Source organism: Lysobacter sp. CCNWLW3, assembly GCF_036697405.1.
Taxonomy (GTDB): domain Bacteria; phylum Pseudomonadota; class Gammaproteobacteria; order Xanthomonadales; family Xanthomonadaceae; genus Lysobacter.
Genome location: NZ_JBAHWA010000010.1, coordinates 37671 through 63043, shown reverse-complemented (window position 1 = coordinate 63043; position 25373 = coordinate 37671). Strand labels below are relative to the sequence as shown.

The following is a 25373-nucleotide window of genomic DNA, read 5'->3' as shown; positions in this document are numbered from 1 at the left end:
AAGTGACGCGCCGGCATCGGCCCGGAGACGCAGGCGGCAAGCGCCGCCTGCGTGCACGTCCGGTCGCGGTGGCGGTATTGCGATTCATGAGGCCCGTACCGTGTCGGCCTCAGGCGGGATTGGCGAACCCGCGCCCCACGTCGGGGTCGGTGCGGTGTGGGCTGCGGAGCGCAGGCCCGCCAATGCGTCGACGACGCGCGCGCACGCGTCGAAATCGTTGGCCGGATCGCCGGTCACCAGCACGCGTTCGGCAGGAACGCCGCGTTCGACCAGCAGTTGCCCGGCATCGTCGTCGCTGGCCAGATGCAGGGTGGCCAGCGCCAGCGCGATGGCGCGGGCGGAATCGTCGGCGGCGGCGAGTTCCGGCGCCGACTGGCCCGAATCCACGCACACCACGGGCACGTGGTGGTAATGCGCGGCCAGGGTCGCGAACAGCGAGGCCGAGGTATCGCCCGGTACCAGGACCATGTCGGGCTGTACCTCGTCCATGACCCGCTGCAGACCGTCCAGCGCGGACACGGCGATCTCCGCACCGTCGCGCGCCGGCGTGGGCAGATCGATCGCGAGGTCGGCGATCAGGCCGAACTCGTCCAGTACCTGGGCGGTCGCATCGGCCGGATCGGGCGTGGTCACGCAGACGGTCGGTTCGAAGCGTTCGTCGCGCGCGAGTTGCTGCGCGATCGGGCCGATCTGCGCCGATTCGGGCGGATCGGCGAACACGCACAAGGCCTTGAGCGGCGGCGCGTGGTCCTGGGGCAGCTCGTTGGGCGCGGCCAGCGAGGCCGGCGCGGCTGTCGCCGTCGCGCCCATCGCGCCGGTGTCGGCGGTCGCCGGCGAACGTTGCGGCAGCCGGTTCAGGATCGTGGTCAGACCGAGCACGTAGGCGATCAGGCAGACGATGAAGACCGCGCCGCTGATCGGCTCGGGCGCCTTGCGCAGGCTGTAGCCCAGCAGCACCAGCACGCCGTACAGGCTCAGGATCGCGACCAGCACCGCGCGCGGCCGCAGACCGGCGCCGATCAGCAGATGATGCAGGTGGCGGCGGTCGGGACGGAACGGCGATCGGCCGGCGCGCATGCGGTGGAACATGACCGAGAGCGTGTCCATCACCGGCAGGGACGCGCACCACATCACGTCCACCGGCGACAGTCGCGCGATGCGCGGATGGCTCACGTAGATCAGGCTCCAGGCCAGCACGAAGCCGATCAGGGTGCTGCCCGCGTCGCCCATGAACACCTTGCGCCCGTCCGGCCAGCCGAGGTTGACCAACAGGTAGGGAATGAGCGCGGCGAACATCACCTGCAGCAGGACCAGCACGCCCGGCACCGTCCAGTGCGCGCCGTTGAACAGCAGGATCGCGGCGATGCAGGCCATGGCCATGGTCGCGGCCAGGCCGTCGATGCCGTCGAGCATGTTGAAGGCGTTGATCAGCCCGATCACGGCGACGATCGTGAACGGGATGCCGAAGGGGCCGAGGCCGAAAGTGTCGCCCATCACCGCGAAGTCGCCCAGGTCGCGCACGTAGAAGCCGGACAGGCCGATCACCAGCAAGGTCGCTCCGGCCTCGATCAGCAGGCGCGAGCGCACGCTGAGGTCGTGCGCGTCGTCCAGGGCGCCGGCGATCACGATCGCCGCCGAGCCGATCACCAGGCTGGTGACGAAGCGGTCGAGATAGCCCAGATAGCCCAGGCCGATCAGCGTGCCCAGGAAAAAGCACAGCCCGCCTATCAACGGAATATGCCCGCGATGGCGCTTGCGCTCGTCGGGCTTGTCGACCAGGCCGAACCTGCGTGCCCAAGGGCGGATGGAGAAGATGGCGAACAAAGTGACAGCCAAAGCGATGGCGCTGGCGGCTACCAACTTGTGGTCGTTCATGCACGCACCTCGGATGGGAATGTCCCGGGATGTTGCGTTCCGTGTGCATGCGCACCTACAACAACCACCGCATCGGATCGACTTCGCATTCAGCGCGAGAGCGCGCGAGCGATATCGATTCGCATCGAAATCTATTCGGCGAAAGTTGATGATTTCATGAAGACCGCAGATTCATCGTCGTGAATCTGCGTGCTCGCTTGGCTTGAGTTCAGTTCAATGAACGAGATCGCGGTCGAATTTGCGGGAACGGAAATTGCAAGCGCGATCACATCAAATCAGTTTCGCGAGCCAAGCATCCACGGACGATGCGATGATCGCGCAGCAACGATCGAATGCATCCTGCGAGCGGCCGTAGGGGTCGTCGATGTCGAGCTTGTCGCTCCAGCGCGAGAGCAGGCAGGCCTTGCCGCGCGCGGCCGGCGACAGCGCGATCAGGGCGGCGATGTGGCGTTGTTCCATCGCCAGCACCAGGTCGGCGCGTTCGATGGCCGCCAGCGTGACCTGGCGCGCGACGTGCGCTTGCGCGTCCAGTCCATGCGCCGCCAGCGCGCGCCGTGCGGCGGGGTCCATGTCGCTGCCCTCGATCGCGGCCAATCCCGCCGACGTCACCGCCAGCGCCGATGCGCGGTGGCGCATCAACGCCTCGGCCATGGGGCTGCGGCAGAGATTTCCGCGGCATACGATCAGGATGCGTTGCGACATGGTGCAGGGCCCATCGGGCGTCGCCCGGCTTCGGGTCTAGGGTCGTTCGGCGGCCGCATTCCCAATTAGAGAACAAAGACCGGTCGCGAACATGCGAACGGCCTTGATCTTCATGAACACGCTTTAATCCATTCGCGATCCCGGCGCATCCGAGCGATGGGGCTTGCGCGCGATACCGGCCGTACGGTCCGGAATGGCGAGCTCGCCGCCAGTCACGACACTACAACACCGCGCCCGCTCCCGGGCCGGCGCCACAAGGAGCAAGACTGTGCGTAAAACATTGGCGGTATGGGGATTGTGCCTGGGCATGGCGGGGCCGGCGGCGGCGCAGGTGGACCTGTCCACGCTCGACCGGGGCATGCAGGGACCGCGCACGCAGGTGCTGGTGCTGGGCTCGGTGCATCTGAACCAGGGGCGGGAAAACTTCGACCGCGAGTCGTTGGCGCCGGTGCTGGAGCGCCTGGCCGCGTTCAAACCGGACATCATCACCATCGAAGCCTTGTCCGGCGAGCAATGCGATCTGGTGGCGCGGCACCCGGCGATCTACGGCGGGCCGGACGGTCCGGGCTCGTACTGCCGCAAGCTGGATGCGGTTAGGGCGGCGACCGGGCTGGACGTGCCCACGGCGATCGGCGAGGTCCACAAGACCCTGAAACAATGGCCCGCGGCGCCCGCGCCCGCGCAACGGCGCCGCCTGGCCTCCTTGTTCATGGCCGCCGGCGACGGTAACTCGGCGCTGGTGCAATGGTGGCAGCTGCCCGCGTCCGAGCGCCGCGCCGGCGACGGTTTGAACGAGGCGCTGGTGGCGCTGCTGGAGAAGGCGGCGCTAAGCAGCAACGAGAACGCCTCGATCGCGGCGCGGCTGGCGGCGCGACTGGGCCTGCAGCGCGTGCACGCGGTCGACGACCATACCGGCGACAACGTCGACGTGAGCGACGTCGAGGCCTACGGCAAGGCGGTCCAGCAGGCCTGGAGCGCCGGCGCGCCGGCGGCGCAGGCCATGCGCGATCGCGAAGAGGCGATCGGCAAGTCCGGCGACATGCTGGAACTGTATCGCTACATCAACCGTCCCGATGTGATGCGCGTGGCGATAGCCGCCGATTTCGGCGCGGCGCTCAAGGACCCTTCGCCGCAGCGCTACGGCCGGCTCTACGTCGCCGGCTGGGAAGCCCGCAACCTGCGCATGGTGGCCAACATCCGCGAGACCTTCCGCGAACGTCCGGGCGCGCGCGTGCTGTCCGTCGTCGGCAGCTCGCACAAGCCCTGGTTCGACGATCTGCTCGGGCAGATGCAAGGCGTGGATATCGTCGACGCGGAGCAGATCCTGAAATGATGCGGCAGCGGCCCGGGTCGCGAGCGCGGGCGCAGGCCGAAACCGGTCGCGCCCGCGTCGGGAGCGTCGCGGACGCGCATCGGGCGGCTTCGTCCTGATAGCTTCAGGTAAAGATACTTCGCCTGGATATAATCGGCGCATGCCGCGACCCGCCCAGCACCCGCAAGCCAAGCCCGACGAAGACGTGGTCGATCAGTTGCTGCGCGACTGGCGGCGCGAACGGCCCGACCTGGATGCCTCGGCGATGGCGGTGGTCGGCCGTGTCCTGCACCTGGGACGCTTGCTGGAAGCCGGCGCCGGCGAATGCCTGCGCGAGGCCGAGCTCAGCTACACCGAGCTGGACGTGTTGGCCACGCTCCGGCGTTCGGGCGCGCCGTACCGGCTCACCCCGACCCTGCTGCGGCGTTCGGTGTTGCTGACCTCCGGCGCCATGACCGCCTGCCTGAACCGCCTGGAGGCGCGCGAGCTGATCGTGCGCAGCCCGGAGGAGCACGACCGCCGCGCATTGGCGGCGGCGCTGACCGCCAAGGGCCGCAAGCTGATCGACCGGGCCATCGAGGCCCGTTTCGCCCAGGCCAGCCAGGCCGTCGCCGGCCTGAGCAAGAGCGAATGCGCCGAGCTCGCGCGGCTGCTGCGCAAGCTGCGTCTGCGCATGCCCGACGACCGCTGAAGCGACCGGCGATTCGTCCCGCCCGAGCCGGAGGCGCCGCGCCTCAGCGGAAATGCGCTTCGATCTGCTCCAGCGACTTGCCCTTGGTTTCGGGCAGGAAGAACGCGGCGACCAGGAAATAGACCACGGTGCAGCCGGCCCAGAAGAAGAACATGCTGGCGTAGCCGTAGTGGCCCACCGTGGGCAGGAAGATCGCCGCGATCACGGTGGACACGAACTGGTTGATCAGCAGGGCGATGCTCATGCCGTTGGAGCGGATGCGCGTGGGCATCAGCTCCGACAGTGCCAGCCATACGCACACGCCGGGGCCGACCGAGAAGAAGGCGACGAACACCAGGATGCAGGCGGCGACCGCCCAGCCGTGCGCGGACGGCGGTACCGCGCCGATGCTCGCGCGTTCGATCCGCAGCGGCGCCTGCGCGGCCGCGGCCGGGTCGGGGAAGGGGTTGAGGTGGATGCGGCGGAAGAAGGCGCCGATGACGCTGTCGGCCTGCACGCTGTCCTGGCGCCGGATCGACAGCTCGCTGTCGCCCAGCGCGTCGCTGCGCAGCGAGCGCACGTTGCTGAAACCGCCGTAGGCATAGGCCACGGTCAGCTGTTGCGGCTCGAGGTCCGGGTCCACGCCCAGGCGCCGCCATTGGGCGGCGTCCAAGCGCAGCGACAAGGCATCGCCGGCGATCTGCTGCTGCAAGGGCTGGCGCACGTCCTGCAGGCCGCGCTCGGCCTGCACGAACAGCAGCGCCGCCGCCAGCAGGGACAGCGCGATGCCGCCGCTGCCGAGCATGAGCAGGAACTTGCGGCCCTTGCGGTCGACCAGCACCAGCGCCACCACGGTCATCACCGCGTTGAGCAGCTTGATCGAAACGTCGGCCCAGTTGGCCGCCGCGCCGGGCAGGCCGGCCTGGTTGAGGATGTTGACCGCGTAGGCCAGGACCGAGTTGATGCCGGTGGCCTGGGTGAAGGCGAGGATCGCGCAGGCGAGCAGGAACGGCCACACGTAGCGGCGGCTGAGCAGGCGATCGCGCGGTTGCGCGCCGCCGCTCGGGGAGGTGGCCGGCGTCTGCATCTGCTGCAAAGTGCTCTCGACCTGGGCCGCGGGCACGGTGCGCTGGAGGGCGGCGCGTGCGCGCTCGATGCGGCCGCGCCGCACCAGCCAGCGCGGCGACTCGCTGAGCAGCAGCACGCCGGCGCTGAAGATCAGGCCGGGCAGCAGGCAGCTCCAGAAGATGGTGCGCCAGGCGTGGTCCTTGACCGCGAACAGCACGCGCTGCTGTTCGGCCGAGGAAAGCGCTTGCACCGACGCGGTCGCGGCGTCGACCGCATGGGCGTGGTACAGGCCGATCGCCGCGGCCAGCACCAGGCCGACGGTGAGCAGCAGCTGGAACATCGCCGCGCCGCGGCCGCGGCGTTCCGGGCTCAGCACTTCGGCCAGGTACAGCGGCACCACCACGCCGATCAGGCCACCGCTGATGCCTTGCAGCAGCCGGCCCAGCAGCAGCGGCAGATAGCCCGAGGCCAGCGCCATCACCGGAATGCTGAGGGTGAACAGCACGCCGGCGAGCAGCATCGCGCCGCGCCGGCCGATCAGGTCGGCGACGGCGCCGGCGAACAGCGAGGACAGCACGCTGCCCAGCAGCACGGCGGCGACCACGAAGCCGAGCTGCTGGCTGCTCAGGTGCCAGCTCGCGCTGGCGGTCGCCTCCAGGTAAGGCAGGGCGCCGGCGATGATGCCGATGTCGATGCCGTAGAGCAGGCCGCCCATGCCGGCGATGAACAACAGGTAGCGGATGCTCCAGCGCGGCGTGTCGGCGTTGGCGGGCATGGGCATGGCGGCGGAAGCGTCGTTCATCGGGCCGATCCTGGGTGCGGGTGGGCGCCGTGCGCCGCGCTTGCGCGGCGGATGGGCGAGGGCGGTGCGTGCGGATACGAAGGAACGGGTTCGAGCGCGATCAGGTCAGCGCGATTTCGTCTCCCTCGACGAAGACCTGCTGCAGCCGCAGTTGCGGGTCCAGCACCACCAGATCGGCCCAGGCCTCGGCCTGCAGGCGGCCGCGGTCGTGCAATGCGAGGTAGTCGGCCGGGTACAGCGACAGGCGGTTGGAGGCGTCGGCCAGGTCCAGACCCAGCGCGACCAGGTTGCGCAGTGCCTGGTCCATGGTCAGCGCGCTGCCGGCCAGCGAGCCGCTGGACAGGCGCACGCAGCCCAGGCATTTGTGCACGCGCTGCGAGCCCAGCGCGTACTCGCCGTCGGGCATGCCGGTGGCGGCGGTCGCATCGGTCACGCAGTACAGGCGCGGGATCGCGCGCAGCGCGGCGCGGATCGCGCCCGGGTGCACGTGCTGCAGGTCGGGGATCAGCTCGGCGTACTGCGCATGCGCGAGCGCGGCGGCGGCGATGCCCGGCCGATAGTGATCCAGCCCGGTCATGCCGTTGAACAGGTGGGTGAAACCGGCGGCGCCGGCTTCCAGCGCGGCCACGCCGTCTTCGTAGCTGCCGGCGCTGTGGCCGAGCTGGACGCGGATGCCCAGCGCCGCCAGTTGCGGGATCAACCGGCGATGCGCGCCGATCTCCGGGGCCAGCGTGAGCACCCGGATCGGCGCCAGCGCGTGCAGGCGCCGCACCTGCGCCAAGGTCGCTTCGACCACCAGCGGCGGCTGCGCGCCCAGGCGTTCGAGGCTGATGTAGGGGCCCTCCAGATGCACGCCCAGCACCCGCGCCGCGCCCGGCGCGCGCGCGGCGATCGCCGGCGCCAGCCCGCGCAGGGCCTGGACGATGTCGTCCTCGTGCGCGGTCATGGTGGTGCCCAGCAGGGCGGTGGTGCCGTGGCGCGCGTGGGTGCGCGCGATGGTCGCGATGGCGTCGCCGCCTTGCATGAGGTCGACGCCGGCGGCGCCGTGGACGTGCAGGTCGATGAAGCCGGGCAGGATCAGCGGGCCGTCGTCGCCGCCGCTGTCCGGGTGCGTGGCGCGGATGCGGCGCACGCGTTGGTCGAATTCGATGTCCCCCCGCAGCCACCCCGTCGCGGTGAGGATGCGGCCGTGCAATACGCGTGGCGTGGTCAAGGTGGCGGCTCGGCGATGATCACCTCGATGCCCAGCCGCTGCAGTCCCTCGCGGTACTCGCTGCTGATGCCGTCGTCGGTGATGACGGTGTGGATCTGGTCGAGGCGGGCGATGCGGTGCAGGCTGACGCGTCCGAACTTGGAGGCGTCGGTGAGCACCACGACCCGGCGCGCGTGTTCGACCATGCGGTGGTTGAGGCTGGCTTCGGCCTCGTGGTGGGTGGTCAGCCCGAACTGCAGGTCCAGGCCGTCCACGCCCAGGTAGACGGCGTCGAAGCTGTAGGGATTGAGGCTGGCCTCGGCCTGGCTGCCCTGCAGCGACAGCGACTGCTTGCGCAGCAGGCCGCCGGTGAGCAGCAGCTCCACGCCGGGCGCGTTGGCCAGTTCCCAGGCGATGTTGAGGCCGTTGGTCATCACGGTGACGTCGCGGTGCTGGCGCAGATGGCGGGCCAGGGTCATCGTGGTCGAGCCGGAATCGATGATGATGTTGTCGCCGGCCTTGACCAGGCGCGCGGCGTGCGCGCCGATGGATTCCTTCAGCGGCAGGTTGAGCGCGTCCTTCTCGTGGATGTCCTGTTCCTGCGGCGGCGTGCGCACCAGGGTGGCGCCGCCGTGGTTGCGCGTGGCCAGGCCCTGCGACTCGATGTGGCTGAGGTCGGCGCGGATCGTCACCGAGGACACGCCGTAGCGTTCGACCAGGTCCGCGACCTGCACGTTGCCGTGCTGGACCAGCAGCTGCAGGATCTGTTGCCGGCGTTGGCGGGTGTTTCGCATGACGGGCTCTGGGGTTCGGAACGGAAGCGTGAGCTTACCGTTCCGAAAGCGCGGTGGCTGCGGAGGTTTCGTTTGCGTCCGCCGCGCCGGCCCGGTTGCGCACGCAGGCGCGCGCGTACTCGGCCAGGCGGGCGTGGACCTTGTGCCGGATCAGGGCCAGCGGCTCGGCCGCCAGGCGGCCGGCTTCGAGCGCGCGCTGTTGCTCGGGCATGAACTGGCTGAGCAGGATCGCCGGCGGCGGGTTGGCGCGCAGGTTGTCGATCAATCGCCGCAGCGCGGCCTGCACCTCGGGTTCGCCCCAGTAGTAGCGGCTGCGGTCGCTGAGCGCGTAGGCGCGCAGCAGGCGCAGCAGGCGCTCGTCGCCGTGGTAGTGCTTGCGCCAATGCGCGGGACGCTCGCGCATGCAGCGGTCCAGCACCTCGACCAGGTCCGAGCACTGCGCGGCCGGCAGCAGTTCGCGTTCGATCGCCGCCAGCGCGAACACGGCCTCGCGGTAGGCGTAGGTCGCGGCCGGGCCGACCTTGAGGATGGCGTAGTGGTCGCGCACCAGCGCGTGCAGCGAGGTCTCGGTCTGGTAGTCGGTGGAGTGCGCCTCGTAGACGATGCGCGGCTGCTCCTCGACGAAGGCCGACAGCGCACGCGCGGCGCGCGGATCGTAGTGCTGCACGCTGCTGTGGTCGAAGTCGACGCCGGGCTGCACCACCATCGCGATCACGCGCTCCCAGGCCGGCGCCAGATCGGGTGCGAGGAAGGCCTGGCGGTGGATCTCCAGGGTGCGCGCGGCCGCGTCGGGGCGGGTGACCGCGACGCCGCCGGCCAGCGAGGCTTCGCCGCCGGGCACCGGCACTTCGGTGCCGATCACGTAGACCGGCGGCGGCAGGCCGGCGTCGACGGCGCTGCGTTCGGCGATGCGCGCCAACTCCGCCGAGCGCGCGGCCACGGTCTCGTCGGGCAGGGGCGTGGGGTCGTCGGCGCAGGACATGCTGCAGTCGAGATGGATCTTGTGGAAGCCGGCGGCGACGTAGGCGGCGATCAGCTCGCGCGCATGCGCCATGGCCTCGGCGGCCGGGCGTTGCTGCCAGGCGTTCGGGCCGAGGTGGTCGCCGCCCAGGATCAGGCGTTCGCCGGGGAAGCCCTGCGCGCGCGCCAGCGCCTGCACGTAGTCGCGGTACTGCGCCGGGGTCATGCCGGTGTAGCCGCCGAACTGGTCGACCTGGTTGGAGGTGGCTTCGATCAGCAGCAGGCTGCCGTAGTCCTGCGCGACCTGCATCGCCGCCAGCAGCACCTGCTCGTTGCTGCAGCACACGCTGTACAGGCCGACGCGCTCGCCGCGGCGGTGGGCGGCGATCAGGGTTTGGACGGCGGACATGGACGGGTCTCGGATAGGGATCAGGCGGTTCGGTGGCGCTGGCGTGCGAGCAGGGCGGCGCCGCGTGCGCCGCCGGCATCGCCGAACACCGGCGGCAGGATCGGCGGCACGCGCGGACCGCCGAACAGATGCGCGGCCACCGCGGCGGGCAGGTCGCGATACAGGGCATCGAGCTTGGACAGCCCGCCGCCGAGCACGATCACGTGCGGGTCCAGGCTCAGCACCAGGCCCGCCAGGCCGTAGCCGAGCAGGTCGCGGTGGATCGCCAGCGCCCGGTCCGCGTGGGCATCGCCCTGTCCGGCGCGCTGCGCGATCGCGCCGGCATCGATCGCGTCGCCGCCGAGCCGCTGGTGGATCAGGGCCAGGCCGCTGCCGGACACGTAACGCTCCATGCAGCCGCGCAGGCCGCAGGCGCAGTCCAGCAAGGGCAGGCCGTGGCGTTGCAGCAGCGCGGCCGGCACGCTCCAGTGGCCCCATTCGCCGGCGATGCCGTTGTAGCCCGCGATCAGGCGGCCTTCCAGGCAGTAGCCGCCGCCGGCGCCGGTGCCGAGGATGGCGCCGAACATGCTGGCGTAGCCCGCGGCCGCGCCGCCCTGGGCTTCCGACAGCGCGAAGCACTGGCAGTCGTTGCCCAGGTACAGCGGACGCTGCAGGCGCGCGCGCAGATCCTGTCCGACGCGCTGGCCGGTCAGGGCCGGCACGTTGGAACTGAGCTGGCGCCCGCTGTCGCGATCGACCACGCCCGGCACGCCCAGGCCGACCGCCGCGCCGCTGCCGCCGAGCTCGGCATCGGCGGCCTGCACCAGTTCGGTCAGTGCGCGCAGGAAGGCGTCGTAGTCCTGGGTCGGGGTGGCGATGCGGCGCCGGTAGCGCACCTGCATGGCCTCGTCGCAGGCGACCAGTTCGATCTTGGTCCCGCCGATGTCCAGGCCGTAGTAGGTCTGCGCGCTGGCGCCGGCGTCAGTCATGGCGATGGATGGTCACGCCCTGGACGACGCGGTTGACGCTGCCGTCGGGGAAGGGATTGTCCGGCGTCAGGCCGAGCGCGGCCGAGCGCAGCAGGGCGTAGCGCTGGGCCATGCTCAGCCACAGCGGTGCCAGCCAGGGATCGGGCAGGGCCGGCGCGTCCAGGACGAAATCGCCGTCGTCGCCGTCGCCGGCGGACGGGCCCACCGACAGCACGCGGCCGGCGATGCCGTCGCGGCGCAGTTCGTCCAGCAGGTCCTGTTCGTAGCGGCGCGCGACCGCTTCGGCGCTGCGCAGCACCACCACCAGGGCCTCGCCGTCGAGCGTGGACTTGGGGCCGTGGCGGAAGCCCAGCGGGGTGTTGGCCAGGGCCAGCACGCGGCCGGCGGTGAGCTCCAGCAATTTCAGCGCGGCTTCGCGCGCCAGCGCTTCCAACGGGCCGCTGCCCAGATAGATCACGCGCGAGTACGGCGCTTGCGCCAGCGCCGTCACCGGGGCGTCCCAGTCGCTCAGCGCGCGCCGCGCATGCGCGGCGAGCAGCGGCAGGCGCTGCAGTCGCTGCGGCCACGGCGCGGTGTCGAACACCGCCAGCGCGGCCAGCTGCATGCAGCTCAGGCTGCTGGTCATGGCGAAGGCGCGGTCGCAGCTGGCCGGCGGCATCAGCAGGGTGAGGGTGTCGGCGCGGTCGCGCCCGCGACGCGCGAGCGCGCCCTCGCCGTTGCAGGTGATGTCGAGGAAACGCGCCTCGGCGACGCGCTCGCGCACCAGATCGACCGCGGCGCTGCTTTCCGGGCTGGAGCCGCTGCGCGCGAACGACACCAGCAGGGTCGGGCGATCGCGTTGCAGGTACAGCGAGGGATGGGTGAGCAGGGTGGTGGTGTGCAGGGCGCGCACCTCGGCCGGCCACTGCGCATTGATCTGGTCGGCGACCATTTCGGCGATGAAGCCCGAGCTGCCGGCGCCGGTGAAGATCACCCGATGCCCGGGCTGGCGCAGCCAGTCGCCGAGGAAGCCGTCGATGCCTGCGCGCGTCTGCTCCAGCACCTGCGCCAGCTCTTCCCACAGCGCGGGCTGCTGGGCGATTTCTTCGGCGGTGTGGGCTCCGCCCAGGCGCTGCCAGGCGGACAAATCGGGAAGCAGGGGAGCGTCCATTCATGGTTCCTGTTGGGCGCGCTCACGATCTGCGTTTTCTTTCGAAATGTCAAACATCGAAAGCTAATTGAAAGATTCTGGCGTCGGGCTTGGGTTTCCAGCGGCCGTACGACGGATCGTGTTGCTACGCAGCAATTCCGGGGTTCCAGCGCAAGTTTCGATCATTTCGTGCTGCTATATGAAAGTTGTGCTTTGCACAATCTTTCGATATGAGGAAAATATCCTTCTTTTTCCTTTGCAATTTGTTGACATATTTCGACGGGCTGCCCTAGAGTCGGTCGCAAGCGTTTCGGATCCCGTGTAAGGCGGGCTTGGGGGCAAGGTGGAAACCAGCGCACGAGGCCATGGCCGCCTGCTCATCGCAGCGATGTCCTGGCTGTTGCTATCTGCCGCGCCGGCCTTGGCCGAGCCCGTGGGCGATCTGCGCGCGATCGCGCCCGGCTCCTCGTCCGGGCAGGCCCCGAGTTGGGAACTCACCACCGCCAGCGGCGCGCGCCTGCGCATCGACCTGCTGCGCGCCGATCTTTTGCGCGTGCAGGCGGGCCGCCGCGGCAAGTTGAGCGCGAACGGCGACAAGGCCACCGCCATCGTGCCCGCCCAGCCCGCGGGCCAGGTCGAGCACACGTACGAAGAAGACGCCAAGGAAGTGCGCATCCGCACCCAGGCGCTGGTGCTGCATATCCAGCGCCAGCCGCTGCGCTTGTCGCTGGAGCGCATCGAAGCCGGCCGCGCGATCGCGTTGTGGCGCGAGCTGCAGCCGCTGGACCTGGCCGCCGAACAGAGCGTGCAGGTGCTGTCCAGCGATGCGGGCGAACACTATTACGGCGGCGGCCAGCAGAACGGCCGCTTCGAGTTCAAGGGCCGCGAGCTGGAGATTTCCTACTCCGGCGGTTGGGAAGACGGCGACCGCCCGAGTCCGGCGCCGATGCTGCTCAGCTCGCGCGGCTGGGGCATGTTGCGCAATACCTGGAGCGACGGCAGCTACGATCTGCGCCAACCCGACCAGGCCACCTTGCTGCATCGCGAGGACCGTTTCGACGCCTATTACTTCGTCGGCGCCGGCCTGCCGCAATTGCTGGACCGCTACACCGCCTTGACCGGCCGCGCCGGTCTGCTGCCGCGCTGGGCGCTGTCCTACGGCGACGCCGATTGCTACAACGACGGCGACAACAAGAAGAAGCCGGGCACCGTGCCCGAGGGCTGGAGCGACGGCCCCAGCGGCGGCACCCCGGACGTGGTCGACAGCGTCGCGCGCCAATACCGCGAACACGACATGCCCGGCGGCTGGATCCTGCCCAACGACGGCTACGGTTGCGGCTACAAGGACCTGCCGAAAGTGGTGCAGGGCCTGGCCCGCTACGGTTTCCGCACCGGGCTGTGGACCGAGGACGGCGTCGACAAGATCGCCTGGGAGGTCGGCACCGCCGGCAGTCGCGTGCAGAAGCTGGACGTGGCCTGGACCGGCAAGGGCTACCAGTTCGCGATGGACGCCAACCACGCCGCCTACGACGGCATCTTGAAGAATTCTGATTCGCGCCCGTTCCTGTGGACGGTGATGGGCTGGGCCGGCATCCAGCGCTACGCGGTGGCCTGGACCGGCGACCAGAGCGGCAGCTGGGATTACATCCGCTGGCATATCCCGACCCTGATCGGTTCGGGCCTGTCGGGGCTGGCCTACGCCACCGGCGACGTCGACGGCATCTTCGGCGGCAGCGCCGAAACCTACACCCGCGATCTGCAGTGGAAGGCGTTCACGCCGGTGCTGATGGGCATGTCCGGCTGGTCCTCGGCCGGGCGCAAGCATCCGTGGTGGTACGAGGAGCCCTACCGCAGCATCAACCGCGACTACCTCAAGCTCAAGATGCGCCTGACGCCGTACATGTACGGCCTGACTCGCGAGGCCGAACTCAGCGGCGCGCCGCCGCTGCGCGCGCTGATGTGGGACTACCCGCAGGATCCGCAGGCCTACACCGAGGCGCACAAATACCAGTTCCTGCTCGGCCGCGAGCTGCTGGTGGCGCCGGTGTACCGCAGCCAGGCGGCGAGCCGCGGCTGGCGGCGCGACATCCATCTGCCGCCCGGGCGCTGGATCGACTACTGGGACGGCCGCCAGTTGCAGGCCGGCGCGCAGGGCCGCCAGCTCGATCGCCAGGTCGACCTGGCCACGCTGCCGGTGTTCGTACGCGCCGGCGCGATCCTGCCGATGTACCCGGCCATGCTCTACGACGGCGAAAAACCGCTCGACGAGCTGACCTTGGATCTGTACCCGCAGGGCGAATCGCATTACACGCTGTACGAAGACGACGGCAACACCCGCCGCTACCAGCAGGGCGAGTTCAGCGAGCAGACCATCGCGATGCAGGCGCCGGCGCAGGGCAACGGCGAAGTGCGCGTGCGCATCGAAGGCCAGCGCGGCCGCTACGCCGGCCAGCTGCCGCAACGCCGCTACGCTTTGCGCCTGCTCAGCCGCCAGCGTCCGCGCGCGGTCGAACTGGACGGCCGCGCGCTGCCGGCGCTGGCCGACCGCGCCGCGCTGCAGGCCGCCGACGAGGGCTGGTACTTCGATGCGGCCGAACGCCGCGGCAGCCTGCACGTGCGCACCGCGCCCGTCGATATCCGCAGCGCGCTCGCGTTCCGCATCGATCTGCCGGCCGCGCCCGCGGCGGCCGACGACGAGTTCCCGCCCGCGCCCGCGCAGGGTCGCGCCTTGCCGCCCGACAGCCTGCTGGTGGTCAATCGCCCGGCCGAGGAACCCGGCCATCCGCTCGAGAACGCCTTCGACGACGACCCGGCGACCTGGTTCCGCAGCGTGCGCAACCAGGCGGTGCGCACCGGCGCGCACGAATGGACGATCGGCTTCGGCGAACGCAGCCTGATCGACGGTATCGAGATCGCGCCGCGCAACGATCAGCATTGGAAGCACGGCCAGGTCCGCGATTACGAGGTCTACCTGGCCGACAGCAACGGCGAATGGGGCGAGCCGATCGCGCGCGGGCAGCTCAAGTTGCAGCAGGACCTGCAACGCATCGAGTTCGCGCCGCGCGCCGGCCGCCTGCTGCGCTTCCGCGTGCTCAGCACCCAGAACCCGGACGGCGACTCCGCCAGCGGCAGCGATCCGATGGTGTCGGCGGCCCAGGCCGGCGCCGCGCGCGTGGTCGATGCGCTGCGTCCGCGCGACGTCGGCCCGATCGCGCTGTCCACCTTCCGCATACTCGAGCACCGCGCGCCCGAGCGCCCCGCCCAGCAGCGCTATCTGTCGGAACTGCCGCTGGCGGCCGATATCGCGCGCGACCGCGCCTACGGCGGCGACGGCGAGATGCGCATGAACGGCCTGCAGTTCCGCCGCGGCCTGGGCGTGGGCGCGAACAGCCGCGTCGACCTGCAACTGCAGGGCGACTGGCGCCTGCTGCGCGCCGATCTCGGCATCGACGACCGCTGCCGCGAGGCCGGCGGCCTGCAATTCCAGGTCTGGGGCGACCAGCGCCTGCTGTTCGACAGCGGCCTGGTGCGCGCGCCGGCGGTGGTCAAGCCCGAACTGGATATCCGCGGCCTGAAGCGTTTGAGCCTGCGCACCCTGGGCGCGCAAGGCGCACGCCCGACGCAGGTCTGCGCCAACTGGGCCAATGCCGTGTTGATCGGACAGGAGGGCGATACCGCCGCCATCGCCACGCCCTAAGCCAGCGTCATTCCCAGCACCCGCCTTCCGACTGCGGCCCGACGGCCGCGGCACCGGAGCTTTGTTGCCTCACGCAAGCCAACCCGCCCGCGCAGCGCCCGGCGCTGCCGATCGAAATGGAGCCGAAGATGTTGCATTCAAGCCAACGCTGTCGCCATCGCCGCATCCCCGTCACCGCGCTGTCCGTCGCCCTGGCCGCCGCTCTGGCGGGCCCGGTCCACGCGCAGACCGCCGACACCGCCGCGGCGGACGCCGAGGCCAAGGAGAAGGCCACCGAACTGGAGCGGATCGAGGTCACCGGCTCCAACATCAAGCGCACCGATGTGGAAACCGCTTCGCCGGTGCAGATCATCAGCAAGCAGGACATCGAGAACATGGGCGCCCGCACCCTGCTGCAGGTGCTCGACAACCTGCCGGCGGCGCGCCCGGCGCAGGTGGATTCCAAGTCGCTGTTCACCGGATCGGACGGCGCCTCGCAGGCCAATCTGCGCGGCCTGGGCGCGCAGGGCACGCTGGTGCTGTTGAACGGCCGCCGCCTGTCGTACTACGGCGCGCCGGCGGGCTTCCAGACCCAGTTCGTCAACATCGACTCGATCCCGGCCGCCGCGATCGAGCGCATGGAAGTGCTGACCGACGGCGCCTCGGCGGTGTACGGCACCGACGCGGTCGCCGGCGTGATCAACGTGATCACCAAGCGCGAATACCGCGGCGCCGAGATCAGCCTCACCACCGATTTCGCCCCGCGCTTCGATTCCTACGGCGAGCACCAGCTCAGCTTCACCGGCGGCTTCGGCGATCTGGACGAGGACCGCTACAACGTCTACGGCTCGGTCAACCTGTATCGGCGCGACCCGATTCCGCTGTCGGAGTGGTACGACAAGAAGCCCGAACAGTTCTACGTCAACAACCCGAACTACATCAACAACCTGCGCCTGGGCACCGGCAGCGCGCCGGGCGTGTTCAATCCCGGCAGCTACTTCGCGATCAACCCCGTCACCGGCCGGCGCACGCAGGAGGCGGCGCCCGGCTGCCAGAACGTGGTCGTCGAAGCCGCCGGGCCGCGCTGCATCTGGCAGACCTGGCTGAACAACGAGATCGACGGCGGCGCGCAGTCCGAGCGCGCCACCGCCTATGTCAGCGCGCGCTTCCTGATCGGCGACACCACCGAGGCCTTCGCCGAGGCCACCTATACCGACATCGACCTGCGCGCCAACGGCGGCACGCCGCGCGCCTACGGCACCACCACCGGCAATCCGACCAGCTGGTTCTCGCGCAACACCGGCAACAGCGTCAACCAGTTCTTCTATCCCTACCTCGGCCCCAACAACGTCTACAACAAGGCCAGCCCCGCGCTGCGCGCGATCAACGGCGGCGTGGTCGGGCTGCAGTATCTGCTGCAGGACGTGGGCGGCGACCACTTCGGGCAGCGCAATACCGACAAGAGTTACCGCGGCATGTTCGGCCTGCGCGGCAGCCTCGGCGACTGGAGCTGGGAAAGCGCCTTCACCACCGCCGGTTCGCATTCGGTCACCTACCAGACGGTCAACGTCAACCTGGAGGGCTTCGAACGCGCCTTCGGTCCGTTCACCGTCGACCCGGGCACGGGGCGGGTGATCATTTCGGACAATCCGGCCTACAAGTTCGGCGAGATCAGCGAGGCCAACGCCAGGCTGCTGCGCGAGGCCTACCCGACCTTCGACATCGAGTCCTGGACGCGCCTGCATACCCTCGACGGCAAGATCGAAGGGCCGCTGTTCTCGCTGCCCGCGGGCGAGGTGCGCGCGGCGTTCGGCTTCAACCTCAGCCGCGAAACCTTCTACACGCCCGGCAACCCCGACGCGGCCAACGGCCTGATCACCCAGCAGGGCGGCTCCTGGTTCGACGGCAAGCGCACCACCTATGCGCTGTTCGGCGAAGCGGTGGCGCCGATCACCGAGAAGCTGGAACTCGAGTTCGCCGCACGTCTGGACAAGTACCCCAACTTCAATGCCAACCTGGCGCCCAAGATCGGCTTGAAGTATCAGGCCTTCGATCAGCTGCTGCTGCGCGGCACCTATTCCGAAGGCTTCCGCGCGCCCAGCCTGGCCGAGTCCGGCGAAGGCGGCGTGTTCGCCCAGATCGGCGGCTATCGCGACGAAATCCGTTGCAACGAAACCAATGCCATCGCCAACCTGCTGCTGCAGTCCGCCCGCCCCGGCGACGTGGACCTGGGCCGCACGCTGCGCAATTCCGACTGCAGCCGCAACGTGGCGCGCCTGACCCAGCCCAACCAGGACCTGGAGCCGGAGAAGGCCAAGATCGCCACCCTGGGCTTCGTGTACGAGCCGACCAACTGGCTGTCGGTGTCGGCCGACTACTGGTTCATCTATCGCCGCAACGAGATCGTCGCGCCGGACTACAGCAAGCCCGAGGACATCCTGGCGATGACGCGCTTCGGCATCACCGACGCCGACCGCGCCAACCTGGCCGCCCTGGCCGCGATGTGCGCCGATCCGGCCAGCGGCGTGACCTGTCCGGGCACGCTGCCGGGCTACAGCATCGGCAACATCTCCAGCGTCATCGGTCAGTACCGCAACCGCGGCCGTACCCTGGTCGACGGCTTCGACATCGACGCGCGCAGCCGCTTCGACCTGGGCGACTGGGGCCGCTTGAACGTCGGCGTGGCCGCGACCATCGCGCGCCGCAACATGTACCACGCCGGCGACGATTCGGGCTGGCTGTACGGCAACACCGTGGGCTACTACAACAACCCGCGCCTGCGCGCGACCTTCAACGTCGATTGGAACTACGGCGACTGGAACACCAGCTTCTACGTCAACTACGTCGGCAAGACCAAGTGGGCCTACGACCGCATCGACGAGCAGGACAACAACGCCGAAACCTGCACCGGCAGCTACGTGTCGGTGCAGCCGAGCAAGTGCGACGGCGCGCCGGCCTGGTGGACGGCGAACCTGGGCGTGACTTGGCGGCCGACGGAGAAGCTCACGGTCGGTGCGACGGTGAAGAACCTGTTCGACCGCCGTCCGTTCTACGACCCCAACGACTGGATGACCTTCCCCGGCTACACCAACAACTTCGGCCGCATCTTCAGCGTGACCGTGGGCTACAAGTTCTGATGCCAACCGCGCGGCGGCCGCTCCCCGTGGGGCGGCCGCCGCGCGCCCAGCCGCGTCCGCCAGGGCGCCACGTCTTCCGCAGGAGGGTTCCCATGCGCACCATCCGCTACGCCGTGCTGTTGCTGTGCCTGATGCTTTCGTCCAATGCCTTCGCCCTGGTCGCCGGCGGCATGGTCGCCATCGACCGCCAATGGCCGGCCACCGAGCTGGGCTATCTGGACCTGCGTTTCCCCACCACCATCACCGACGAGCCGGGCAAGGACGGCTACACCTACTGGGCGCACCAGTTCTGGTTCAAGGGCGGCGACGGCGGCTATGTCGGCCTGCAGCAGCGCGACGGCCACAACAAGGCGCTGAATTTCTCGATCTGGAAGGCGACCGCCTGGACCGCCGAGCCCGGCACCCAGTGCGCCTACTTCGACCACGAAGGCAGCGGCGTGCAGTGCTGGGTCGACTACGCCTGGCGCCAGCGCGTCACCTACGATATCCGCATCGTCGCCGAGGCGCCCGCGCGCTGGGCGGCCTACATCGTCGACACCGCCAGCGGCACGCAGCGCAAGGTCGCGACCATACACGTGCCCACGGCCTGGGGCGGCCTGACCAACCGCACCAACACCTTCCTGGAAGATTACGCGCAGGGCGACCAGCAGCGTGCCAGCTGCGCCGCGGTGCCGGCCAGCAGCGCGGTGCTGCACGCGCCGACCGCCGAGCAGGGCAGCGTGGCGCCGGTGTCCAGCACCGCCACCACCTATGGCATCTGCGCCACCATCGCCCGTGCGGCCTGCACGGCCGAGCAGGATTGCATCGCCGCGGCCAACGTGTACGGCACTCTGGGCAGTCCGCAGCGCCTGCTCAACGAGCACAGCGGCTACTGCCTGGACACTTTGTCCGGCGGCACGCAGGCGGGCCTGTGGGATTGCGCCGCCAACGCCAATCAGCAGATCGAGCGCGACGACGGTTTCCGCATGCTGATGCGCTCGCGCAGCAAGTGCCTGCAGGCCGACGCCGACGGCAAGGTGCGTCTGACCGATTGCGGAGCCGGCTCGCGCCAGCGCTGGATGCCGATCCCCGGCTCCAACGAGGTCTACAACGTCGGCGCGCGTCAGTGCCTGGACCCGATGAGCGGCGCGGTGCGCGGCGCCTGGCTGCGTACCTACACCTGCCTGGGCAACGGTTACCAACGCTGGCACCTGAAGCCTTGACCCCACCTTGCGGATCCGGCCGGATTCGCATTCACCCGAACCGCGCGTGGCAAGCTGATGGCGGACCGGCCGCGGAAGCGTAGGAGCAAAAAATGAACCGTAGAGATTTCATCCTGGCCGGCGCCGCGATCGGCGCCAGCGCGTTGCTGCCCAGCACGCCGTCCTGGGCCGCCAACCGCCGCATCCGCCTGGGCCTGATCGGCACCGGCATGCGTGGCCAGGTGTTGTTGAAGGAGCTGCTGCGCCGCGACGACGTCGAGGTGGTGGCGCTGTGCGACATCGAGCCGATCGTGCTCAAGCGCGCCTTGGACATGGCCAGCAAGGCCGGCAAGCCCGCGCCCAGGGCCTACGGCGAGGACGGCGACACCCACGCCTACCGGCGCCTGCTGCAACAGCGCGGCCTGGACGCGGTGATCGTGGCCACGCCCTGGGAATGGCATGCGCCGATGGCGATCGACGCCATGGAGGCCAAGGTCGCGGTCGGTTGCGAGGTGGTCGCCGGCGTCACCCTGGACGATCACTGGCAGGTGTTGCGCACCCAGCTGCGCACCGGCACGCCCTACATGCTGCTGGAGAACGTGTGCTACCGGCGCGACGTGATGGCGGCGCTGCAGATGGTGCGGGCAGGGTTGTTCGGCGAGCTGGTGCATCTGCAGGGCGGCTACCAGCACGATCTGCGCGCGGTGAAGTTCAACTCCGGCGATCCCGACCAGCCCTACGGCAGCGGCGTGGAGTTCGGACCCAAGGGCTGGTCGGAAGCGCGCTGGCGCACCGAGCATTCGGTGCGCCGCAACGGCGAGCTCTATCCCAGCCACGGCATCGGCCCCTGCGCGATGTACACCGGCATCAACCGCGGCAATCGTTTCACCCGCATCAACAGCTTCGCCAGCAAGGCGCGCGGCCTGCACGAATACACCGTGGCCAAGAGCGGCGGCACCGCCCATCCCAGCACCCAGGCCAGCTTCAAGCTCGGCGACGTGGTCACCACCACCCTGGCCTGCGAGAACGGCGAGACCATCCTGCTGCAGCACGACACCTCGCTGCCGCGCCCGTATTCGCTGGGCTTCCGCGTGCAGGGCACGAAAGGGTTGTGGATGGACCTCAATCAATCCATTCATATCGAAGGCCGCAGCCCGCCGCACAAGTGGGAACCGTTCCAGACCTATCAGGACCAGTACGACCATCCGCTGTGGCGCAAGTACGCCAAGGACGCCGAGGGCGCTGGCCACGGCGGCATGGACTACTTCGTGATCCACGCCTTCGTCGAGGCCGTGAAGGCCGAAGCGCCGATGCCGATCGACATCTACGACGCGGTGGCCTGGAGCGCGATCACGCCGCTGTCGGAACAGTCGATCGCGCAGGGCTACCAGACCCTGGACTTCCCGGACTTCACCCAGGGCCTGTGGAAGTCGCGCAAGCCGATCTTCGCCTTCGACGCCAAGTACTGAGGCCGGCCGCGGCTGCATCGCGTCGCCGCCAGGCGTGGCGGCGCGAGGGCCTGGATCGGCGGCGCCGGCCGCTATCGCCAAACCCGCTGGGTCTGCCCGCACGAACTCAGGTGGCGGCGGCGCCCGCCTGTTCCAGCAGCCAGGACCGAAACGCGAGGATGCGCGGGTCTTCGCGGCTGCGCTGCGGATAGACCAGGTGATAGGCGTAGTCCAGCGCCACCGGCACGGCGATATCGAACAGCCGTTGCAGGCGGCCCTGGGCCAGGTCGTTGCCGATCATCTCCAGATCGGCCAGGCCGATGCCGTCGCCGTCGATCACCGCCTGCACCACGTGGCTGGAATCGGCGAAGCCCACGCAGCGGCGGTCGTCGAAATCCTCGATGCCGGCCGCGGCCATCCACATCCGCCAATTCGGCCAGACCATGCCGTCGGTCTTCCAGTCGACGTAGTACAGGCTGTGCCGCAACAGGTCGCTGGGCTGTTCCAGTCTGGCGCCGGTGGCGATCAGGCGCGGGCTGCATACCGGCGCCACCATGGTGCCGAACAGGCGCTCGGCGCACAGGTTGGCGCCGCCGCCGCGGCCGAAGCGGATCGCCAGGTCGATGTCGTCGGCCTCGAAGTCGCGCAAGGCGTCGCCGATGTCGAAGCTCAGTTCCAGCTGCGGATGCGCGGCCTGGAACTGCGGCAGCCGCGGCAGCAGCCAGTTGCTGGCGAAGCGCGCGCTCAGGGAGATCCGCAACTGGGTGGCACCGCGCGCCATGCCGCGCGCGCGGGCGACCGCCCGGCGCAGCGATTCCAATGCCGCGGCCGCGGCCTCGAACAGCTGCATGCCGGCCGGCGTGAGCTGGAGATTGCGGCCGCCGCGCGCGAACAGCACCAGGTCCAGCTGGTCCTCGAGTTCCTTGATCTGATGGCTGACCGCGGCCGGGGTCAGGCCCAGTTCCGCGGCGGCGCGGCTGAAGTTCAGATGCCGGGCCGCCGCCTCGAAGGTCCGCAGCGCGCGCGTGCCCGGCAACATGCGGTTCATCGTGTTCGGGCCGGCGTCGAAGGGGAGCCGAGGATTGCCCGTTTCGGCCGGGCCGGTCAACGCCGCCGCGGCGGGCACGGGCAGGCTGCGCGGCCCGCGCGAGGCGGGCGCGCCAGCGCGCGCGCGGCACGCCGCCGCCGCGGCAGGCGGTCGCGGCAACCGCGCCGCCCCGGCGCCGGGGCAATTGCGGGATAATCGCGGGCGCCGGCGACGCCCGGTTCCGGCGTCGCCGCCTTCCTGGCTACCGCATGGCCGCAGGTCGCGGGCCCGGCCAGGCGCGCCATGCCGGCGCGCCGTCCGCACCACCGCCCTTCGCAACGAAAGCAGCCGCCAGCCATGAACACTGATTATCGCAAGCCGCTACCGGGCACCACGCTCGACTATTTCGACGCACGCGCCGCGGTCGAGGCGATCGCGCCCGGCGCCTACGACCGCCTGCCCTACACCTCGCGCGTGCATGCGGAGAACCTGGTGCGGCGCGCCGAGCCGGCGATGCTCGCGGCCTACCTGACCCAGTTGGTGGAGCGCCGCAGCGACCTGGACTTCCCCTGGTTCCCGGCGCGCGTGGTCTGCCACGACATCCTCGGCCAGACCGCGCTGGTGGACCTGGCCGGCTTGCGCGACGCCATCGCCGAGCGCGGCGGCGACCCCTCGCAGATCAATCCGGTGGTGCCGACCCAGCTGATCGTCGACCACTCGCTGGCGGTGGAGCACGGCGGTTTCGACAAGGACGCGTTCGCCAAGAACCGCGCCGTCGAGGACCGCCGCAACGAGGACCGCTTCCATTTCATCAACTGGACCAAGCGCGCGTTCCGCAACGTCGATGTGATCCCGCCGGGCAACGGGATCATGCATCAGATCAATCTTGAGCGGATGTCGCCGGTGGTGCACGCGCGCGACGGCGTGGCCTTCCCCGACACCCTGGTCGGCACCGACAGCCACACCCCGCACGTGGACGCGCTGGGCGTGATCGCGATCGGCGTCGGCGGCCTGGAGGCCGAGAGCGTGATGCTGGGCCGCGCCTCGTGGATGCGCCTGCCCGAGATCGTCGGCGTGCGCCTGGGCGGCAAGCCGCAGCCGGGCATCACCGCCACCGACGTCGTGCTGGCGCTGACCGAGTTCCTGCGCCAGTCCAAGGTGGTCGGCGCCTACCTGGAGTTCCACGGCGAGGGCGCGTCCGCGCTGACCCTGGGCGACCGCGCCACGATTTCCAACATGGCGCCCGAGTACGGCGCCACCGCGGCGATGTTCTTCATCGACGACAAGACCATCGACTACCTGCGCCTGACCGGCCGCGAGGACGCCCAGGTCAAGCTGGTGGAGACCTACGCCCGGCAGACCGGCCTGTGGGCCGACGCGCTGGCCGGCGCCGAATACGAGCGCGTGCTGCACTTCGATCTGTCGACGGTGGTGCGCAACATGGCCGGCCCGTCCAATCCGCACAAGCGCCTGCCGACCTCCGAGCTGGCCGCGCGCGGCATCGCCGGCGCCTGGGACGACGTGCCGGGCCAGATGCCCGACGGCGCGGTGATCATCGCCGCCATCACCAGTTGCACCAACACCAGCAATCCGCGCAACGTGATCGCCGCCGGCCTGCTGGCGCGCAACGCCAACGCGCGCGGCCTGGCGCGCCGGCCGTGGGTGAAGAGTTCGCTGGCGCCCGGTTCCAAGGCGGTGCAGCTGTACCTGGAAGAGGCCGGCCTGTTGTCGGAGCTCGAACGGCTGGGCTTCGGCATCGTCGCCTTCGCCTGCACCACCTGCAACGGCATGAGCGGCGCGCTGGATCCGGCGATCCAGAAGGAAGTGATCGAGCGCGACCTGTACGCGACCGCGGTGCTGTCGGGCAACCGCAATTTCGACGGCCGCATCCATCCCTACGCCAAGCAGGCCTTCCTGGCCTCGCCGCCGCTGGTGGTCGCCTATGCGATCGCCGGCACGGTGCGCTTCGACATCGAGAAGGACGCGTTGGGCTTCGATGCCGACGGCCAGCCGATCACGCTCAAGGACATCTGGCCCAGCGACGAGGAGATCGACGCGATCGTGGCGCGCAGCGTGAAGCCGGAGCAGTTCCGCCAGGTCTACGAACCGATGTTCCGCTCCGACGGCGCGGTCGGCGGCAGCATCGATCCGCTCTACGCCTGGCGCCCGCAGAGCACCTACATCCGCCGCCCGCCGTATTGGGAAGGCGCGCTGGCCGGCGAGCGCACGCTGCGCGGCATGCGCCCGCTGGCGGTGCTGGGCGACAACATCACCACCGACCACCTGTCGCCGTCCAACGCGATCATGCTCGACAGCGCGGCCGGCGAATATCTGGCCAAGATGGGCGTGCCGGAAGAGGACTTCAATTCCTACGCCACCCACCGCGGCGACCACCTCACCGCCCAGCGCGCGACCTTCGCCAATCCCAAGCTGCTCAACGAGATGGTCCGCGAAGAAACCGGCAAGGTGCGCCAGGGCTCGCTGGCGCGGATCGAGCCGGAAGGCCAGGTCACACGCATGTGGGAGGCGATCGAAACCTACATGGGGCGTCGCCAGCCGCTGATCATCGTCGCCGGCGCCGACTACGGCCAGGGCTCCTCGCGCGACTGGGCGGCCAAGGGCGTGCGCCTGGCGGGCGTGGAGGCGATCGCGGCCGAAGGCTTCGAGCGCATCCACCGCACCAACCTGATCGGCATGGGCGTGCTGCCGCTGGAATTCCTGCCCGGCACCGATCGCAACACCCTGGGCATCGACGGCAGCGAAACCTTTGATGTGGTCGGCGAGCGCACGCCGCGCGCGAGCCTGACCCTGGTGATCCACCGCCGCAACGGCGAGCGCGTCGAGGTGCCGGTGACCTGCCGCCTGGACACCGCCGAGGAAGTGTCGATCTACGAGGCCGGCGGCGTGCTGCAGCGTTTCGCCAACGACTTCCTGGAATCCGCGCAGGCGGCCTGAGCCCGCGCATCGCCGCGCCCGGCGCGCGGCGATTCCAGCCCATCCATTCCGGATCCACCCGTTCCACG

At 69.9% G+C, this 25373-nt stretch carries 16 protein-coding genes; 7 read left to right on the top strand and 9 right to left on the bottom strand.

Going from position 1 to position 25373, the window contains the following annotated elements; translation table 11 throughout:
• Positions 1-84 precede the first annotated feature (84 nt).
• Complete coding sequence (locus tag V1318_RS15490) at positions 85-1875, bottom strand: UDP-N-acetylglucosamine 2-epimerase (RefSeq protein ID WP_332940618.1); 1791 nt, start codon at positions 1873-1875, stop codon at positions 85-87.
• Between the two features lie 270 nt (positions 1876-2145).
• Positions 2146-2577, bottom strand: a complete 432-nt coding sequence (locus V1318_RS15485) for a low molecular weight protein-tyrosine-phosphatase (RefSeq protein WP_332940617.1) — start codon at positions 2575-2577, stop codon at positions 2146-2148.
• A gap of 307 nt (positions 2578-2884) precedes the next feature.
• Here V1318_RS15485 and V1318_RS15480 point away from each other — a divergent pair, with 307 nt between their 5' ends.
• Together V1318_RS15480 and V1318_RS15475 are read left to right on the top strand one after the other, a co-directional pair.
• Positions 2885-3910 carry a DUF5694 domain-containing protein gene (locus V1318_RS15480; RefSeq protein WP_332940682.1) on the top strand — a complete coding sequence of 342 codons (1026 nt, stop codon included), beginning with the start codon at positions 2885-2887 and terminating at the stop codon, positions 3908-3910.
• A gap of 139 nt (positions 3911-4049) precedes the next feature.
• A complete protein-coding gene (locus tag V1318_RS15475) occupies positions 4050-4580 on the top strand; it encodes a MarR family transcriptional regulator (protein WP_332940616.1) in 531 nt (176 codons plus the stop codon).
• A gap of 43 nt (positions 4581-4623) precedes the next feature.
• Here the strand turns inward: V1318_RS15475 and V1318_RS15470 are convergent, their stop codons facing one another.
• From V1318_RS15470 to V1318_RS15445, 6 genes are all read right to left on the bottom strand, one after another.
• Positions 4624-6429: an MFS transporter gene (locus V1318_RS15470; RefSeq protein ID WP_332940615.1), complete on the bottom strand. Its 1806-nt coding sequence runs from the start codon at positions 6427-6429 to the stop codon at positions 4624-4626.
• 100 nt (positions 6430-6529) lie between these two features.
• The gene (locus tag V1318_RS15465) at positions 6530-7642 is read right to left on the bottom strand and encodes an N-acetylglucosamine-6-phosphate deacetylase (RefSeq protein WP_332940613.1); all 1113 of its coding nucleotides are present in this window, start codon (positions 7640-7642) and stop codon (positions 6530-6532) included.
• Positions 7639-8415 carry a DeoR family transcriptional regulator gene (locus V1318_RS15460; RefSeq protein ID WP_332940612.1) on the bottom strand — a complete coding sequence of 259 codons (777 nt, stop codon included), beginning with the start codon at positions 8413-8415 and terminating at the stop codon, positions 7639-7641. The genes V1318_RS15465 and V1318_RS15460 overlap by 4 nt, the downstream gene beginning before the upstream one ends.
• A gap of 34 nt (positions 8416-8449) precedes the next feature.
• A complete protein-coding gene (locus V1318_RS15455; RefSeq protein ID WP_332940611.1) occupies positions 8450-9784 on the bottom strand; it encodes a D-tagatose-bisphosphate aldolase, class II, non-catalytic subunit in 1335 nt (444 codons plus the stop codon).
• Positions 9785-9804: 20 nt separating this feature from the next.
• On the bottom strand, positions 9805-10752 hold the full coding sequence (locus V1318_RS15450; RefSeq protein ID WP_332940610.1) for an ROK family protein: 948 nt from the start codon (positions 10750-10752) through the stop codon (positions 9805-9807).
• Complete coding sequence (locus V1318_RS15445) at positions 10745-11902, bottom strand: SIS domain-containing protein (protein ID WP_332940609.1); 1158 nt, start codon at positions 11900-11902, stop codon at positions 10745-10747. The genes V1318_RS15450 and V1318_RS15445 overlap by 8 nt, the downstream gene beginning before the upstream one ends.
• Positions 11903-12269: 367 nt before the next feature.
• On the opposite strand from V1318_RS15445, the gene V1318_RS15440 reads away from it, so the two are divergent.
• The 4 genes from V1318_RS15440 to V1318_RS15425 all read left to right on the top strand — a co-directional run bounded on the left by V1318_RS15440 (position 12270) and on the right by V1318_RS15425 (position 21344).
• Positions 12270-15578, top strand: coding sequence for a TIM-barrel domain-containing protein (locus tag V1318_RS15440; RefSeq protein ID WP_332940608.1), 3309 nt, complete (start codon positions 12270-12272; stop codon positions 15576-15578).
• 128 nt (positions 15579-15706) lie between these two features.
• The gene (locus V1318_RS15435; protein WP_332940607.1) at positions 15707-18694 is read left to right on the top strand and encodes a TonB-dependent receptor; all 2988 of its coding nucleotides are present in this window, start codon (positions 15707-15709) and stop codon (positions 18692-18694) included.
• A 92-nt stretch (positions 18695-18786) separates the two neighbouring features.
• The gene (locus V1318_RS15430) at positions 18787-19896 is read left to right on the top strand and encodes a ricin-type beta-trefoil lectin domain protein (protein ID WP_332940606.1); all 1110 of its coding nucleotides are present in this window, start codon (positions 18787-18789) and stop codon (positions 19894-19896) included.
• A gap of 92 nt (positions 19897-19988) precedes the next feature.
• Positions 19989-21344, top strand: coding sequence for a Gfo/Idh/MocA family oxidoreductase (locus V1318_RS15425; protein WP_332940605.1), 1356 nt, complete (start codon positions 19989-19991; stop codon positions 21342-21344).
• Between the two features lie 106 nt (positions 21345-21450).
• Here the strand turns inward: V1318_RS15425 and gcvA are convergent, their stop codons facing one another.
• Complete coding sequence (gene gcvA / locus V1318_RS15420; RefSeq protein ID WP_332940604.1) at positions 21451-22371, bottom strand: transcriptional regulator GcvA; 921 nt, start codon at positions 22369-22371, stop codon at positions 21451-21453.
• A gap of 336 nt (positions 22372-22707) precedes the next feature.
• Between gcvA and acnD the strand changes: the two genes are divergently transcribed.
• Positions 22708-25305, top strand: a complete 2598-nt coding sequence (acnD, locus tag V1318_RS15415; protein WP_332940603.1) for a Fe/S-dependent 2-methylisocitrate dehydratase AcnD — start codon at positions 22708-22710, stop codon at positions 25303-25305.
• Positions 25306-25373 lie beyond the last annotated feature (68 nt).

What these genes read in the sequence shown, in the direction of transcription:
- V1318_RS15490 (WP_332940618.1), bottom strand. Translation starts at nt 1,875, where the DNA reads ATGAACGACCACAAGTTGGTAGCCGCCAGCGCCATCGCTTTGGCTGTC.
- V1318_RS15485 (WP_332940617.1), bottom strand. Translation starts at nt 2,577, where the DNA reads ATGTCGCAACGCATCCTGATCGTATGCCGCGGAAATCTCTGCCGCAGC.
- V1318_RS15480 (WP_332940682.1), top strand. Translation starts at nt 2,885, where the DNA reads ATGGCGGGGCCGGCGGCGGCGCAGGTGGACCTGTCCACGCTCGACCGG.
- V1318_RS15475 (WP_332940616.1), top strand. Translation starts at nt 4,050, where the DNA reads ATGCCGCGACCCGCCCAGCACCCGCAAGCCAAGCCCGACGAAGACGTG.
- V1318_RS15470 (WP_332940615.1), bottom strand. Translation starts at nt 6,429, where the DNA reads ATGAACGACGCTTCCGCCGCCATGCCCATGCCCGCCAACGCCGACACG.
- V1318_RS15460 (WP_332940612.1), bottom strand. Translation starts at nt 8,415, where the DNA reads ATGCGAAACACCCGCCAACGCCGGCAACAGATCCTGCAGCTGCTGGTC.
- V1318_RS15455 (WP_332940611.1), bottom strand. Translation starts at nt 9,784, where the DNA reads ATGTCCGCCGTCCAAACCCTGATCGCCGCCCACCGCCGCGGCGAGCGC.
- V1318_RS15450 (WP_332940610.1), bottom strand. Translation starts at nt 10,752, where the DNA reads ATGACTGACGCCGGCGCCAGCGCGCAGACCTACTACGGCCTGGACATC.
- V1318_RS15445 (WP_332940609.1), bottom strand. Translation starts at nt 11,902, where the DNA reads ATGGACGCTCCCCTGCTTCCCGATTTGTCCGCCTGGCAGCGCCTGGGC.
- V1318_RS15440 (WP_332940608.1), top strand. Translation starts at nt 12,270, where the DNA reads ATGTCCTGGCTGTTGCTATCTGCCGCGCCGGCCTTGGCCGAGCCCGTG.
- V1318_RS15435 (WP_332940607.1), top strand. Translation starts at nt 15,707, where the DNA reads ATGTTGCATTCAAGCCAACGCTGTCGCCATCGCCGCATCCCCGTCACC.
- V1318_RS15430 (WP_332940606.1), top strand. Translation starts at nt 18,787, where the DNA reads ATGCGCACCATCCGCTACGCCGTGCTGTTGCTGTGCCTGATGCTTTCG.
- V1318_RS15425 (WP_332940605.1), top strand. Translation starts at nt 19,989, where the DNA reads ATGAACCGTAGAGATTTCATCCTGGCCGGCGCCGCGATCGGCGCCAGC.
- gcvA (WP_332940604.1), bottom strand. Translation starts at nt 22,371, where the DNA reads ATGAACCGCATGTTGCCGGGCACGCGCGCGCTGCGGACCTTCGAGGCG.
- acnD (WP_332940603.1), top strand. Translation starts at nt 22,708, where the DNA reads ATGAACACTGATTATCGCAAGCCGCTACCGGGCACCACGCTCGACTAT.